7 protein-coding genes are annotated in these 13,681 nt (G+C 67.7%); 4 read left to right on the top strand and 3 right to left on the bottom strand.

Annotation, left to right across the window (positions count from 1 at the left end):
* The first annotated feature begins 836 nt into the window (after window positions 1-836).
* The 4 genes from AC1PMG_RS15400 to AC1PMG_RS15385 all read left to right on the top strand — a co-directional run bounded on the left by AC1PMG_RS15400 (window position 837) and on the right by AC1PMG_RS15385 (window position 7,069).
* Window positions 837-1,352 carry an RNA polymerase sigma factor gene (locus tag AC1PMG_RS15400; protein ID WP_342073419.1) on the top strand — a complete coding sequence of 172 codons (516 nt, stop codon included), beginning with the start codon at window positions 837-839 and terminating at the stop codon, window positions 1,350-1,352.
* Window positions 1,349-2,386 carry a FecR family protein gene (locus AC1PMG_RS15395; RefSeq protein ID WP_481109467.1) on the top strand — a complete coding sequence of 346 codons (1,038 nt, stop codon included), beginning with the start codon at window positions 1,349-1,351 and terminating at the stop codon, window positions 2,384-2,386. The genes AC1PMG_RS15400 and AC1PMG_RS15395 overlap by 4 nt, the downstream gene beginning before the upstream one ends.
* 137 nt (window positions 2,387-2,523) lie before the next feature.
* Complete coding sequence (locus tag AC1PMG_RS15390; protein WP_481109466.1) at window positions 2,524-5,463, top strand: TonB-dependent receptor; 2,940 nt, start codon at window positions 2,524-2,526, stop codon at window positions 5,461-5,463.
* A 10-nt stretch (window positions 5,464-5,473) separates the two neighbouring features.
* Entirely contained in the window at window positions 5,474-7,069 is a 1,596-nt protein-coding gene (locus AC1PMG_RS15385; RefSeq protein WP_481109465.1) for an alkaline phosphatase D family protein, read from the top strand.
* 96 nt (window positions 7,070-7,165) lie between these two features.
* On the opposite strand, the gene galA is transcribed toward AC1PMG_RS15385, so the two are convergent.
* Genes galA through AC1PMG_RS15370 form a run of 3 tightly spaced genes read right to left on the bottom strand, consistent with a single transcriptional unit; the run spans window position 7,166 to window position 13,630 of the window.
* Entirely contained in the window at window positions 7,166-9,727 is a 2,562-nt protein-coding gene (gene galA / locus AC1PMG_RS15380) for a beta-galactosidase GalA (RefSeq protein ID WP_481109464.1), read from the bottom strand.
* The gene (locus AC1PMG_RS15375) at window positions 9,724-10,911 is read right to left on the bottom strand and encodes a glycoside hydrolase family 53 protein (protein ID WP_481109463.1); all 1,188 of its coding nucleotides are present in this window, start codon (window positions 10,909-10,911) and stop codon (window positions 9,724-9,726) included. The genes galA and AC1PMG_RS15375 overlap by 4 nt, the downstream gene beginning before the upstream one ends.
* A gap of 16 nt (window positions 10,912-10,927) precedes the next feature.
* Window positions 10,928-13,630: a TonB-dependent receptor gene (locus AC1PMG_RS15370; RefSeq protein WP_481109462.1), complete on the bottom strand. Its 2,703-nt coding sequence runs from the start codon at window positions 13,628-13,630 to the stop codon at window positions 10,928-10,930.
* Window positions 13,631-13,681: the final 51 nt, after the last annotated feature.

Here is a 13,681-nt window from a genome sequence, read left to right as displayed (position 1 = left end):
GCAATTGCAGATTATTGCAGTCTGTGTAATTGAAAAATGACGGCATTGCTGAGCTGCAAGAGTTCGCTGTAGAGGGGCGCAGCATTAACAATTTGGGTTCTTGCTGACCTGCTTGTGCTAAGAGGAACACTGAAAGAGCGTGTGTTTTGCATCTCATCGCATGCCACGGCGGCATTTGCACTAGAACAGCGCGATCCGGCATGTTCGACTAGTAGCGCAAGTTGCGCGATGTAAACCCAGGCGCCGTGCCCTCGAACGCAGGGCAAGCGCTACCCGTACGACCTGGACGCGCTGAACGTCAGCGTGCTCGCTGTGCGGGTAATTTGCAGCAAGGCAATGCATGGAGCATTGAAGGCTCGACGGTGATCGGCCTTGTCACTTCGTAGCGGGACGGATGCCGTTGCCCAAGAAGATCAGGCCGCCGGGGCAGTTAACCACGAACAGAACGGTTTGGCTGGTGACGGCTACAACACAGCGCTCCGAGTTGACGATCTTTATTGCAATCCTAGCCACGTCCTCAGAGTGACCAACAGATCGTACGTGGCGTGACGTGTCGCACTTCGGGACATCACCATTTGGGGCATGTGCTGCGCCTTGTAGCGCTGCGTCGGGTGTTTCGAACACGCGCCTGAGCGAAGTCGCCCGCTGGGGTGTTTCTCCGCACGTCTCGCGCCTGTTGACGACAGGAAGAACTTCGGCAGCCGCGCGCGGCACTGTCGGGATGCCGATTGCAACAAGGCCAGAAAAAGCCTGCACTGACCCGGCCATGCAATGGCCGCGTCATCTTGCCCCTGGAAGATCACCTGTTTCCATCTCTGGACGCGGTTGGAGCGGTCGTGAGTGGCGCGAGGGTATGGGAGAAGAGCTATGCGTTGCGGCGGCGCCTGCTGCGTGGCTTCTTCCTGCGCCGCGGCTCGCAGGCCGAGGACGCTGAGGATCTTGCGCAGGAGGTCTACCTGCGCCTGTTGCGCAGCACCGGCGAGAGCGCTGAGGCCGTCGCCAATCCGGAAGCCTATCTCTATACCGTGGCGGCCAACCTGGCGCGCGAACATGCGCGCTCGCGCGCTGCGCTGCCGCCGCTGGAGGATGTCGAACTGCTGGCCGAGGTGCTCGAAAGCGAAGAGGACGTGGAGGGCGAGTTCGAGCGCCGGCAGCGATGGAGCGAGATCCGCAACACCATCGCGCAACTGCCGCCGACCACCCGCCAGATGATGGAACTGCACTACCGCGACGGACTGGAATGCCAGCAGATCGGTGCGCGGATGGACGTGTCCGTGCATATGGTGCGCAAGCATATCGGCAGGGGCCTGCAGGCGTGCAGGGCGAGGTTGCGCAGCCGGGGGGAGGCATGAATCAACGGCCCCCCTCCATGGACGACACCGTGGCCGAGCAGGCGGCGTCCTGGTTCCTGCGTCATCGTGCGGCGCCGTTGAGCGAGCCCGAGCGCCTGGCGTTCCTGGAGTGGATGCAGCGTTCGCCCGAGCACGTGCGCGAGTACCTGCGCACCTCGCGCCTGCATCGCGAAGTGGGCCAGGCGATGCGCCCGCGGCGGCAACAGGATGCGGCGGCCGGCCAGGGCACCGTCGCCACGCCTGCGCTCCGCGCCAAGGTCGTGCCGCTGTTCTCCGGCGCGGAACCGCGCACCGCGCCGGCCACCCGGCGTCCGCACCGGCGCTGGCAGGCGGCGGTCGCGGCTGCGGCCTGCGTGGCGATCGCGCTGGGCGTCCTGCTGGCACATCTGCAATCGCCGGAACTGCTGTTGCAGGCCGGGCACGGACAACTGCGCGCGTTCACCCTGGCCGATGGCAGCCGGGTGCGGCTCAACGCGGACAGCGTCGTGCGCGTGCGGATGGGATGGCTGGCCCGGCGCGCCGAACTGCTGAGGGGAGAAGCCAGCTTCGACATCGCAGCGGACCGGCGCCCGTTCCAGGTGCAGGTCGACGGACTGCACATCCGCGACATCGGCACCGTGTTCGACGTCGCGCGCCGCTTGCAGGACACCCGGATCGGGGTGGTGTCCGGCGCGGTGGAGGTCTGCCGCACTGGCGAGGATGCGCGTTGCCTGACGCGTCTGGACGCCGGTCGGGTGGCCGCGGTCGATCACGGTAGCCGGGTGGTGCGACCGCTGAACATGCCGGCCTCGATGCTGCTGGACTGGCAGCAGCGCAAGATCTCCTTTCTCGACGAACGCCTGGACGAGGTCGCGCAGGCGTTCAATCGCCACAACGCGGTGCAGGTGGTGATCGCGGACCAGGCGGCTGCATCGGCGCGCCTGTCCGGCAGCCTGGATGCGCACCGGGTCTCGGCCCTGCAGGCCTTCCTGCAGCGCGACCCGCGCTTCGTTGTGCACCGCGATGGCGAGACGGTGCGCGTCTCCAGCCGCTGAGCATGCCGCGGACGCTGTCAGAAAAAATTCATCGAATCCGCGTTCTCCATTCCGCCGCTTGCCCGCTCTTTCTTAAGGAGAAGCCGCTGTCGTTCCGCGACGCGGCGTCGACATCCTCTCTCCCTCAAGGAACCGTGATGCGGAAGCCGCTCTCCCTGTCGATCGCCCTGGCCATCGTCCTCTCCCACTCCTTTCTCGGCCAGGCCCAGACCGCGACATCGGATGCGCTCGCCGCGAAGATCACCGCGCCGATCGCCGCGCAACCGCTGAGCCGCGCGCTGCAGCAGCTGTCGCGTGCGTCGGGCGTGCAGTTCCTCTACTCGCCGAGCGGCCCCCCGCGCACGGGCGGCGCGGTGGCGGCGGGGTCGACAATCAAGCAGGCACTGGATGCACTGCTGGCCGGCACCGGCCTGCGCTATTCGGTGGTGGACGGCAACGTCATCGCCATCGATCCTGCGCCACCACGCGACGTGCCGCAGACGGCCACGCCGCAGCCGGGCACGGAGCAGGGAAGCGCCGCGCCGACGCTGGATGCGGTGAACGTGATTGCCGCGCACGAGGTGATCGAGCAGAAGAAGCAGGCACCGGGCATCAAGGACTCGGTGATCTACGACGAGATGGACAGCTACGGCGACGAGACGCTGGCCGAGAGCCTGATGGCGGCGCCGGGGGTGAGCGCGGTGGAGGACGCGGGCGAGCCGCGCTACGTGACCGTGCGCGGCGTGCAGCCCAACCTCAACTACACCACCATCGACGGGATCGCGATCGCCAGCGTGGGCGGCAGCGGCTCCGGCGAGCGCATGAACAACCTGCAGCTCATTCCCAGCGACATCGGCACCCGCACCGACATCTACAAGAGTTTCAGCGCCGAGCAGGCGCCGGACGCCATCGGCGGCGTGATCGACATCGTCAGCCGCAGCGCCTTCGACCGCTCGGGCCGCTACGTCTTCGCCGATCTCGCCGGCATCTACTCCACCGCCGAAACCGACGTCGGCCGCAGCGCCGGCGGCGACCACAAGACGCTGGGGCATCTCGGCAAGAGCGCCAAGGCAGTGTTCTCCAACCAGTTCGGGGCCGATCAGCAGTTCGGTTTCGTGGCGGTGGCGCGCTACGAACAACGCTCGCGCAACAGCATCAAGCGCTGGGTGGAATCGAACTATTACTTCGATGGCGCAGGCAAGTACCTGACCGACGGCACCACCGATCCCGAGGCGGCCGCCGGCTGGAACGGCCTGCGCGCGCCGGGAAATTTCAGCACCGGCACCTATACCAACTACATCACCAACTTCGGCGGATCGGCCAAACTGGAGTGGAAGCCGTCGCAGGATCCGTTCTACGCCTCGTTGCTCCTGTACTCGTACCGGTTCTACGAGAACTCGACGATGAACAAGACCGACCTGTACTCCAACCCGAAGTTTCCGATCCGCAACGTCAGCGAGGACGGCGGCACCACCCAGATCAACAGCATCTACATCAAGAACCGGCACGACCGCTGGGATCGCAGCAACCGAGGCGCCATCGCCGTCTTCGACTGGGACGTGGGCGAGCGCTCGCGGCTCAGTCTGCGTGCCGGCCATACCGAAGAGACGTTCGACAACACCCAGGTCTACTGGGGCGTGCGCGCGTATCCCAGCAGGCTGTTCGTCGACTACGCCAACGACGGCAACGGCTTTCCGAATGCGGTCGGCGTATCCGATCCGAGCCTGCTGACCACTTCGGCGTTCAAGCTCAATCCGGCGCAGGCCTACATCTCCCCGCGCGACGCGCAGGAAGGCATCGACGATGTGCGCGTGGACTTCACCCACAACATCGACGCCGACGCGCGCGGCTTCGGCCTGGCCACCGGCGCCGAGTACCGGCGCCTGGACATCTGGCAGAACATCGACTTCACCTACTACAAGACCAGCGCCACGCTCAATCGCTATCTGTATCCCGGCGCGACCCTGGTCGGCAGCGTGCCGGGCTTCCCATTGATCGACAACCGCCTGTGGACCGAGCAGCTGCTGCCGACGCTGGGCAACAACAATGCCGCCTACCCGAACGCCAACCTCACCAGCGACTACAAGTACGTCGAGGACATCGGCAATGCCTACGTCTCGGCGCACTATGCGTGGGAGCGGCTGCTGCTGATCGGCGGCCTGCGTTACGACCACACCCGCTTCGACGCGTACAGCCCCTTCAGCGGCGACGGCGGCGCGACCTACAGCGCCGACCTGCGCAAGAACACGGGCGGCTACGCCAATGTGCTGCCGTCGCTCAACGCCACCTTCAGGCTCACCGACGACCAGCGCCTGCGCGCATCGGCCAGCCGCACGCTGGGCCGGCCGACGCCGAGCAACATCGCCCAGGCGACCCAGACCAACTGCGGCGACGACGGACAGGGCGGCAACGTCTGCACCATCCAGCAGGGCAACGCGGGTCTCAAGCCGCGTCGCGCCACCAATCTCGACTTGGCCTGGGATCTGTACTTCAACGGCAACAACGGCCTGGTCTCGGTGGCGCTGTTCGACAAGGTCATCAAGGACGACATCTACACCCTGACTACCTACGAGACCATCGGCGACATCCGCTATCGGGTGACCCAGCCGATGAATACCGACCAGTCCACCCTGCGCGGCGTCGAACTGTCCGTCGCCAACCGCAACCTGCGCTGGGGCAATCAGCACCTGGACATGTATTTCAACGCGACCCGTCTGCAAGGCCGGACCAACTACACCATCACCGACGGCAGCCAGCGTCGCCTGGACCGCCTGCTGTACCAGCCGGACTGGTCGTTGAACGGCTCGCTGATCTGGCGCATGCCCTGGCACAGCGCGCAACTGCGCTTTTCCGGTACCTATCGCAGCCGCATGCTGGTCGACTTCGGCGATACGCAGTGGCTGGATTCGTACTACGACCCATACATGACCTTCAACCTGGCCTTCAGCCACAGGATCGGCAAGCACGTGACGCTCAAGTACGAGGCCAAGAACCTGTTCAACACGCAGCCGACCTACAGCACCGGCCCGAATGGGCGCTTCCGCACCGAGATCGACGACTACGGCCGTTTCTTCTACTTCCATGTGATCTACAACTGAGGCGATCGCCATGAGTACCTTCAATCGCAGGCGCTTTCTTGCCCTGTCCGGGCTTTCCGCGTTCGGCGCCTGGATGCAGACCGCCTCCGCGCTGGCCACGCAGACCGATGCCAAGAGCTTGCTCCCCCGCAACCTGCTTGCGTCGCCACGCTTCGCGACCACGCCGTTCACCCTGGGCGTGGCCTCCGGCGACCCCTCGCCCGAGGGCGTGGTGCTGTGGACGCGGCTGGCGACCGAGCCGTTGGTGTACGGCGGCGGGATGCCGACGCGGCCGATGGTGGTCGACTGGGAGGTGGCGGCCGACGAACAGTTCGCCAAATCGGTGCGGCGTGGATCGTCGCTGGCGCATCCGGAACTGGGCCATGCGCTGCACGTCGAACTGGACGGCCTGTCGCCGGGCCGGCCGTACTGGTATCGCTTCAGGATCGGCGATCACGCCAGCCCGGTCGGGCGCACCTGCACGCTGCCCGCGGCCTACGCCAAGGTGGAGCGGGTGCGCTTCGCTGTTGCCGGCTGCCAGCACTACGAGGAAGGCCACTACACCGCATGGCGCTGCATTGCCGAGGAGCCGCTGGATTTCGTCTTCCATTACGGCGACTACATCTACGAAGGCGCAGCGCGACCCGGCCCGCGCACGATGAACGGCCGCCCGTTCACCAACCTGCGCAACCATGTCGGTCCGGAAATCTACACGCTGGACGACTACCGACGCCGCTACGCGCAGTACAAGTCCGATGCCGATCTGCAGGCGGCGCATGCCGCCGCGCCGTGGTTCGTGACCTTCGACGACCACGAAGTGGACAACAACTGGGCCGGCGCCGAAGACCAGGACGACACCCCCAGCGAAGTGTTCCTGCTGCGGCGCGCGCAGGCGTTCCAGGCGTACTACGAGAACATGCCGCTGCGCCGCACCGCGTTTCCGCGCGACGGCCACATGCAGCTGTACCGGCGCGCCCGCTACGGCACCTTGATGGACCTGCACCTGCTCGACACCCGCCAGTACCGCAGCAAGCAGGTCGACATGGCGCAGGGCGACCAGGTGCAGTCGCCGGCGCGCAGCATCATGGGCCAGCCGCAGGAGCAGTGGCTGTTCGACGGCCTGGCCGACGCGGCGCCGCGCTGGCACACCATTGCCCATCAGGTTGCACTGGGCAACTACGCGATCGAGAAGAACGGCAAGGTGGAGTATTCCGACGACCAGTGGTCGGGTTATCTGGCCAGCCGCCGGCGCCTGCTCGACCACATCCAGCGGGTCGGCTTCGGCAACGTGGTCACCACCTGCGGCGACGCGCATCGCCATTTCGCCAGCGACCTGCTGCAGGACAACGCCGATTCCGGCATCGTCTCCAGCGAGTTGCTGGCCACCTCGATCACCTCCGGCTCCGATGGCCTCGGCGAGGACGCGGTGGCCGAGAACATGCTGCGGCATAGTCCGCATCTGAAGGCCAGCACCGACAAGCGCGGCTATCTGCTGTGCGACGTGCGCCGCGATGCGTGGATCGGCGAGATGAAGACGCTGGACCAGGTGATGCAGCCGAACGGAACGCTGCAGAGCTGGCGGCGCTATGCCATCGCCCACGGCAAGCCCGGATTGCAGGAGGCCTGAGGCGCAGCGCCGCACCCGCTTGCCGGCGCGCACCTCGGCGTCGCAGGTACCCCCGTGGCTATCGCCGCGCCTTCGCCTCAGCGAAGGCGCCCGGTGCTACGCCACGAACGGACGCGACAGCGCGCGTTCCACAGGCAGCGCCAGCCGCGCCGGTACCAAGCCCGGCGCCGTGGCTTCCAGTGTCAGCTTGCCTGCCGTGCGCGTGGTCTGCAGCAAGGCCATGCACAGGCCGTTGAAGGCGCGGCGGTGGTCGGCCTTGTCGCTTTCGTGGCTGGACGGGTCACCGTTGCCCACGCCGATCAGGCGGCCGGGGCCGTGAACCGTAAAGCGCACGGTGTCGCTGGCGGTGGGCACGATACGGCCCTGGGCATCGATGATTTCCACCGCGACCACGGCGATGTCTTCGGCGTCGGCCAGCAGGGTGGCGCGCTCGCAGCGCAGGCGCACCGCGGCCGGGGCGCCCACGGTCTCGCGGCGCTGCGTCAGCACCAGCTTGCCGCCGCGGTAGCCGCGCGCTTCGATGCGGCCGGGCGCGTAGCGCACGCGCCACTCGACGTGGCCGTAGGCCGGCACCTGCTGTAGGCCCTGGCTGACGCCGTTGACCAGCAGTTCCACCGCGTCCAGGTTGCTGTGGCACCACACGTCGACCATGCCGTTGTCGTGCTCGTCCAGCAGGCCGTCCCAGTTCCAGTGCGGGAACAGGTGCAGCACCGGTTCGGCGGTCCACTGCGCGCGGTAGTACCAGTAGTTGTCCTTGGGAAAGCCGCAACTGTCGAGGATGCCGAACTGCGAGGCCACGTTCGGCCAGCGGTTGTACGGGGTCGGCTCGCCGCGGTAGTCGAAGCCGGTCCAGACGAAGCCGCCGGCGATGTACGGGCGCTGCGCGACATAGCTCCACCAGGCTTCGGCGCTGCTGGCCCACCAGGGGTAGTCGAGGTCGTAGGCGCGGGCATAGCCGCGCACGTCGTCGGTGCGGTAGTTGCCGCGCACGCCGACGGTGCTGCCGGTTTCGCTGCCGTAGACCGGGATCTGCGGATGGCGCGCATGGAAGGCGTCCATCTGCGTGGTGCGGTAGTTGAAGCCGACCACGTCCACGACCTGGCCGACGCCGTCGTCGAAGCCCTTGTCCATGGCGAAGGTGGTGGGGCGGGTCGGGTCCAGGCGCCGCACCAGGCGCTGCATGCGCGCGACGATGCGCGCGCCGCGCGCGGTGACCATCTGCGGTTCCTCGTTGCCCAGCGACCACAGCATCACGCAGGGATGGTTGCGGCCGCGCCGCACCATCGACGTCAGTTCGGCCATGGCCTCGTCGTCGGAGGACATGCGCCGGGTCTCGTCGATCAGCAGCAGGCCCAGCCGGTCGCACAGCTCCAGCACCGCCGGCGAGGCCGGGTTGTGCGCGCTGCGGTAGGCGTTGCAGCCCATCGATTTCAGCTGGCGCAGGCGCCATTCGTGCAGGCGGTCGGGAATGGCGGTGCCGACGCCGGCATGGTCCTGGTGGTTGTTGGTGCCGTGCAGCTTGTACGCTGCGCCGTTGAGCAATAGCCCGCGCTGCGGATCGAACTGCAGGCGGCGCACGCCGAAGTGGGTGGTGGTCGCGTCGCAGGTACGGCCGTCGCCGAGCAGGCGCGTGGACAGGGTGTAGCGTTGCGTGTGTTCCGGCGACCACGGCGCGGGCGTGCCCAGCTCCAGCGTCTGCTGCACGCGCTGCACCACGCCCGGTTCCACGGTGATCGGCGCGGAGCTGGCCTGGGCGACGATGCGGCCGTCCGGCGCGCGGATCACCGAGACGACACTGCACTGCCGCGGCGTCGGACCGTTGTTGCCGAGTTCGGTCTCCACCAGCGCCTGCGCGTCGCCGCCGTCCCAGGCGCTGCGCACGTACACGCCGTCCATCGGCACGTGCAGCGCATCGGTGGTGCGCAGCCAGACGTGGCGGTAGATGCCGGCGCCCTCGTAGAACCAGCCTTCGCCGAGGGTGGCGTCCACGCGCACGGCGATGATGTTTTCGGCGCCGTAATCGAGCACGTCGCTGAGGTCGACGTCGAAGCCGCAGTAGCCGCTGCCGTTGCGGCCGACGATGTGGCCGTTACAGAACACGATGCAGTCGCGGAACACGCCGTCGAATTCCAGGCTGATCCGCTTGCCCAGATCCTCGGCTGGAATCTCCAGCACGCGCCGGTACCAGCCGATGCTGGTCTGCGGATCGGTGCGGCCCAGCGGCGTGTAGCCATGCGCGGCGGCCGGGTCGTCGCCGTTGACCAGGGTGGAGGTCGGGTCCTGCCGCGGCGGCAGCGCCACCGCCCAGTCGTGCGGCAGGTCGATGCGTTCCCAGGCGCTGTCGTCGAAGCCGAGCAGGGCGGCGTCGGCAGTGTCCTTGCCGGCCTTGGCGTAGGTGCGCTGGAAGGTGCCGAAGTTGAAGTCGCGCGCCGGGTCGTCGGCGTGGCCGAGATGGAAGCGCCAGCCGCCATCGCACAGCAGGCGCTGGCGCGGCGCGTCGTCGTCCAGATCCAGCGGCAGCGGCGCAATGGCGGTGCTGTCAGCGGGCGTGGCGGCCAGCGCGGCCGGTGCCAGCGCTGCGGCCGCGCCGGGCACCGCCACCTGCACGCCGCCGGCGACCAGCGAGCGCAGCAGGTCGCGGCGGCTCAGTTCGATCATGGCCGCGCGTCCTGCGCGGGCGCGGCGGTGGTGCCCGCGGCCGCCGCCGGGGCCGGCCGGTAGGCGTGCTGCATGAAGCCGATGCCGGGCAGCAGCTCGTTGCCGTGGCGGAAATCGAAGAAGCTGGCGTTCTCCCACGAGGAGCCGACGCCCCAGCGGGTCTTGCAGGTGTTGCTGGTCCAGGCCGGTTCCCAGTACACGACGCCGCTGCCGCCGTTGTCGACCACCAACTGGGTGAGGTCGACCAGGTACTTCAACTGGCCTTGCGGGGTGGCGGGGTAGCCCGGAATCAGCGAGTCGGCACCGAGCAGGTTGGGCGAGGGGTCGCCGCTCTCCAGCGTCCACGGATAGGCGGTCTCCACCACCATCACCTCGGCCGGGTAGCGCTGGCGCAGGCGCTTGATGGTGGCGCCGAGCTGGTCCATGGTCTCGCGCGACCACTTGCGGTAGTAGCTGATGCCGATGAAGTCGAAGTCGCGCACGCCGGCCTTGGCGGCGTCGGCGAACCACGGCTCCACGTTCTCCGGCTGGGCGATGTGCAGCATCACCTTGGGCTTGATCGTCGAGCGCGCGCCGGCGTCGCGCACCGCCTTGATGCCGGCGTTGAACAGCTTGGCGTTGCGGGTCCAGTCGATCGGCCGGCGCTTGTCCCAGGGCTGGCTGTCCATCAGGTCGGAATTGCTCTCGTTGCCCACCTGCACCAGTTCCGGCATCAGCCCGGCGCGGTCCAGCGCGCTCAGCGTGTCGTAGGTGAAGCCATACAGGGTGCGCGCCAGTTCGTCCTGGTCGGTGATCGACGCCCAGGCCTTGGGGATCAGTTGCTTGTCGCCGTCGGCCCAGTCGTCGGAGTAGTGGAAGTCCAGCAGCACCTGCATGCCCTGCGCCCGCGCCCGGCGGATGGTCTTCTTGACGTCGCTCAGGTCGCTGTAGCGGGTCCAGCGCGCATCGTTCCACAGGCGCACGCGCACCAGGTTGGCGCCGTGCGCATGGAACAGCTCGAACGGGTCGCGCAGCGTGCCGTGGTCGCGGTACTGCACGCCGCAATCCTCCATCTCGTTGACGTAGGACAGGTCGGCGCCCAGGTACAGCGTCCCGGCGCCGGCCAGGGGCGCGGCGAGGGCGGCAGCGAGGGCGGCAGCGAGGGCCAGCGCGAGCGCCGGCAGCCAGGTGCGTTTGGATCGCATACGGGTCTCCACCGGCTCAGAACGTGTAGGTCGCTTCCAGGGCGAAGCGGCGGCCGAACAGCTGGTAGCCGCCGTCGTCCTGGTTGGCGAGCCGGTTGCGCTTGTTGTCGCTGTAGGCGCGCAGCGGTTCGTTGGTCAGGTTGCCGACCTGGAACTTGAAGCCCAGGTGCTCGCTGTAGCGCCAGGCCAGGCTCAGGTCCACCGTGCCTTCGCTCTCCAGCCGCGCCAGCCGCGCCGCGTTCCAGCCGTACACCACGGTGTAGGGGCTGTGGTACTTGTAGCCGATCCGCGCTTCGAACTTGCTGTTGTTGTACCAGAGGTCCAGCGTGCCGGTGTTGCGCGCCAGGCCGCTGAGCGGCAGCGGATTGTCCGCCGGCGAGAACTCGTGCAGGTTGGATTCCACGTACGAGTAGTTGGAGTAGATGCCGAAGTTCTCCAGGTGCGGGATGAAGAAGAACGGGGTCTGGAAGGTCAGCTCGGCGCCGTTGATGTAGCCGCCGCCGCCGTTGAACGGGCCGCTGATCAGGTAGTCGCGGCCGTCGATGGTCTCGTGCTGGGTCTTGTAGCCGATGCTCGAATCCACCCACTTGCGGTACAGCGCCAGCGCCGCCAGCGCCTCCTTGTGGAAGTACCACTCGTAGGACAGGTCGAGCTGGGTGGCGCGGAACGGATTGAGCTGCGGGTTGCCGCCGCTGCCGGTGAGCTGGCCGACGGTGGTGTTGGGATCGTCGAGCGCACGCCCGGTGCGCAGTTCGTCCAGCGGCGGCCGTGCCATCACCTTGGCCACCGACAGACGCAGGATGCGCTCGGGATCGATCAGGAAGTTGACCGTGGCGCTGGGCAGCACGTCGGTGTAGGTCTTGCCGGCGCTGCTCGGCTGCACCACGCCGCCGACGGTGTCGTAGCCATGGCTGTCGGTGTCGGTGTGGACCACGCGCACGCCGGCGTTGCCGGTGACGTCGACGCCGAACCACTGCGTACTGAACACTGCCTTGGCGAACGCCTCGCGCACGTTCTCCTCGACGTTCCAGTGGTCCAGGCGCTGTTCGGCGGCCAGGCTGGGATCGAAGCCGCCGAAGCCGAGCTTGGCGATCGCGTCCAGGTCGCCGCCGGTCAGGGTCGGCACGTTCAAGTCCGGCATCGTCACCGGATAGATCAGGTCCTGGTAGGCCGAGATGGGCTGGCTGTAGCCCGACTGGAAGCTGGTGAAGTGGCGGTTCTGTTTCTCGCGGCGCGAAGCGCGCGCGCCGAACTCCAGCGCGGTGACCGGCGAATCCTCGATCGCGCGGCTGGCGCTCAGCGCCAGCGCGGCGATGCGGTCGCGCAGCGCCTGCGGCTCGGTCTGACCACTGATGCCCCATTCCGGCGCATCGGAGCTGGTGCTGATGGTGGGGGTGACGCCGTGGCGGAAGTCGAACGACACCGTGTCCGGGTTGCTGCCGAAGCGCACCGCGCGCCAGTCGTTGTCGCGCTTGGCCTGCGAGAACGACAGGTCGCTGCCCAGCGTCCACACGTCGCCGCGCCACTTGGCGTTGAGGCCGCCGGCCGCCAGCGTCTTGACCTCGTCGTAGCGGGCCACGACGTGGTCCACCTGCAGCTTGGAATTGGCCAGGGTGCCGGCGACCACGTCGCCATCGACGATGGTGTAGGACGAGCCGGGCGTGGTGTACGGATTGCTGGCCGAGTAGATGCTGTAGCCGAGGTTGTTGAACCAGTTCTGGCGCTGGTCCTCGTCGATGCGGATACGCGAGTACAGGCCGTCGAGCTTGAGTTCCAGGTTGCCCGAGCGCCACTGCACGGTGCCCATGGCGCCGGTGCGGGTCTGCTCGGTCAGCTTGAGTTGGTCGGCCGCGCCCCAGGGGGTGTAGTCGACCTTGCCGTCGCCATCGACGTCGCGCGCGTTGCTGGCATCGGTGTAGCCCCAGCTGCCGATCGAGACGCCGGCGTTCTTCTGCTTCTGGTAGGTGGCGCCGAGCGCGACCGCCAGATTGTCGTTGATGCGGTGGATCCAGCTCGCACCCAGGCGCTGGCCCCACGGCGAGTAGTCGCGTGCGTCCTTGGCCTCGTCGTAGTAGACCGGGCCGCCGGTGGCGACGAAGGTCGGGCCGGTATGGTCGAGCGGGTTGATGGTGGAGATGTCCACGGTGGCGGCGATGCCGCCGGCGATCAGGTCCGCCGACGGGGTCTTGTAGACCTTGACGGTGGAGACGATCTCGGTGGGGAATACCTCCCAGCGCACCGCACGGTTGGGTTCGGAGGACGCGATCTCGCGGCCGTTGACCGTACCCATGGTCATGCGCGGGCCGAGGCCGCGTACCGTGGCCAGGCTCTCGTTGCCGCGGTCGCGGGTGCCGTTGACGCCGGGCAGGCGCACCAGCGCCTCGGCCACGGTGACGTTGGGCATCTGCCCCATGTTGTCGGCGGAGATCACCTCGACCACGTGGTCGTCGAGCTGCTTGGCCTGCACCGCCTGTTCCAGACTGGCGCGCTGGCCGACCACCATCACGTTGTCCAGGGTGACCGGTTGCTGGCCGTTCTTGGCGTCGGTCGTGGCATCGGTCCTGGCCGGGGGCGCGGCCGCCGGATCGGCGCTGGCGCTCTGCGCCTGCGCGGCGAAGTTGCCGGACAGGGCCAGGACGATGGCCGCGCCCAGCAGGGTGCGGGCAGCAGGGCGGTGCGCGCGCCGGCCGACCGGGCGACGGGACTGTTCCAAAGGCATTTTTGTTCCCTCCCAGGACAAAAAGTGACCGATCAAATTGGCGTGGACCGG

This window comes from Xanthomonas sp. NCPPB 2250, from assembly GCF_056725265.1.
Note: the sequence above shows the minus strand (reverse complement) of the source record. Positions and strands in the feature narration are given on the sequence as shown.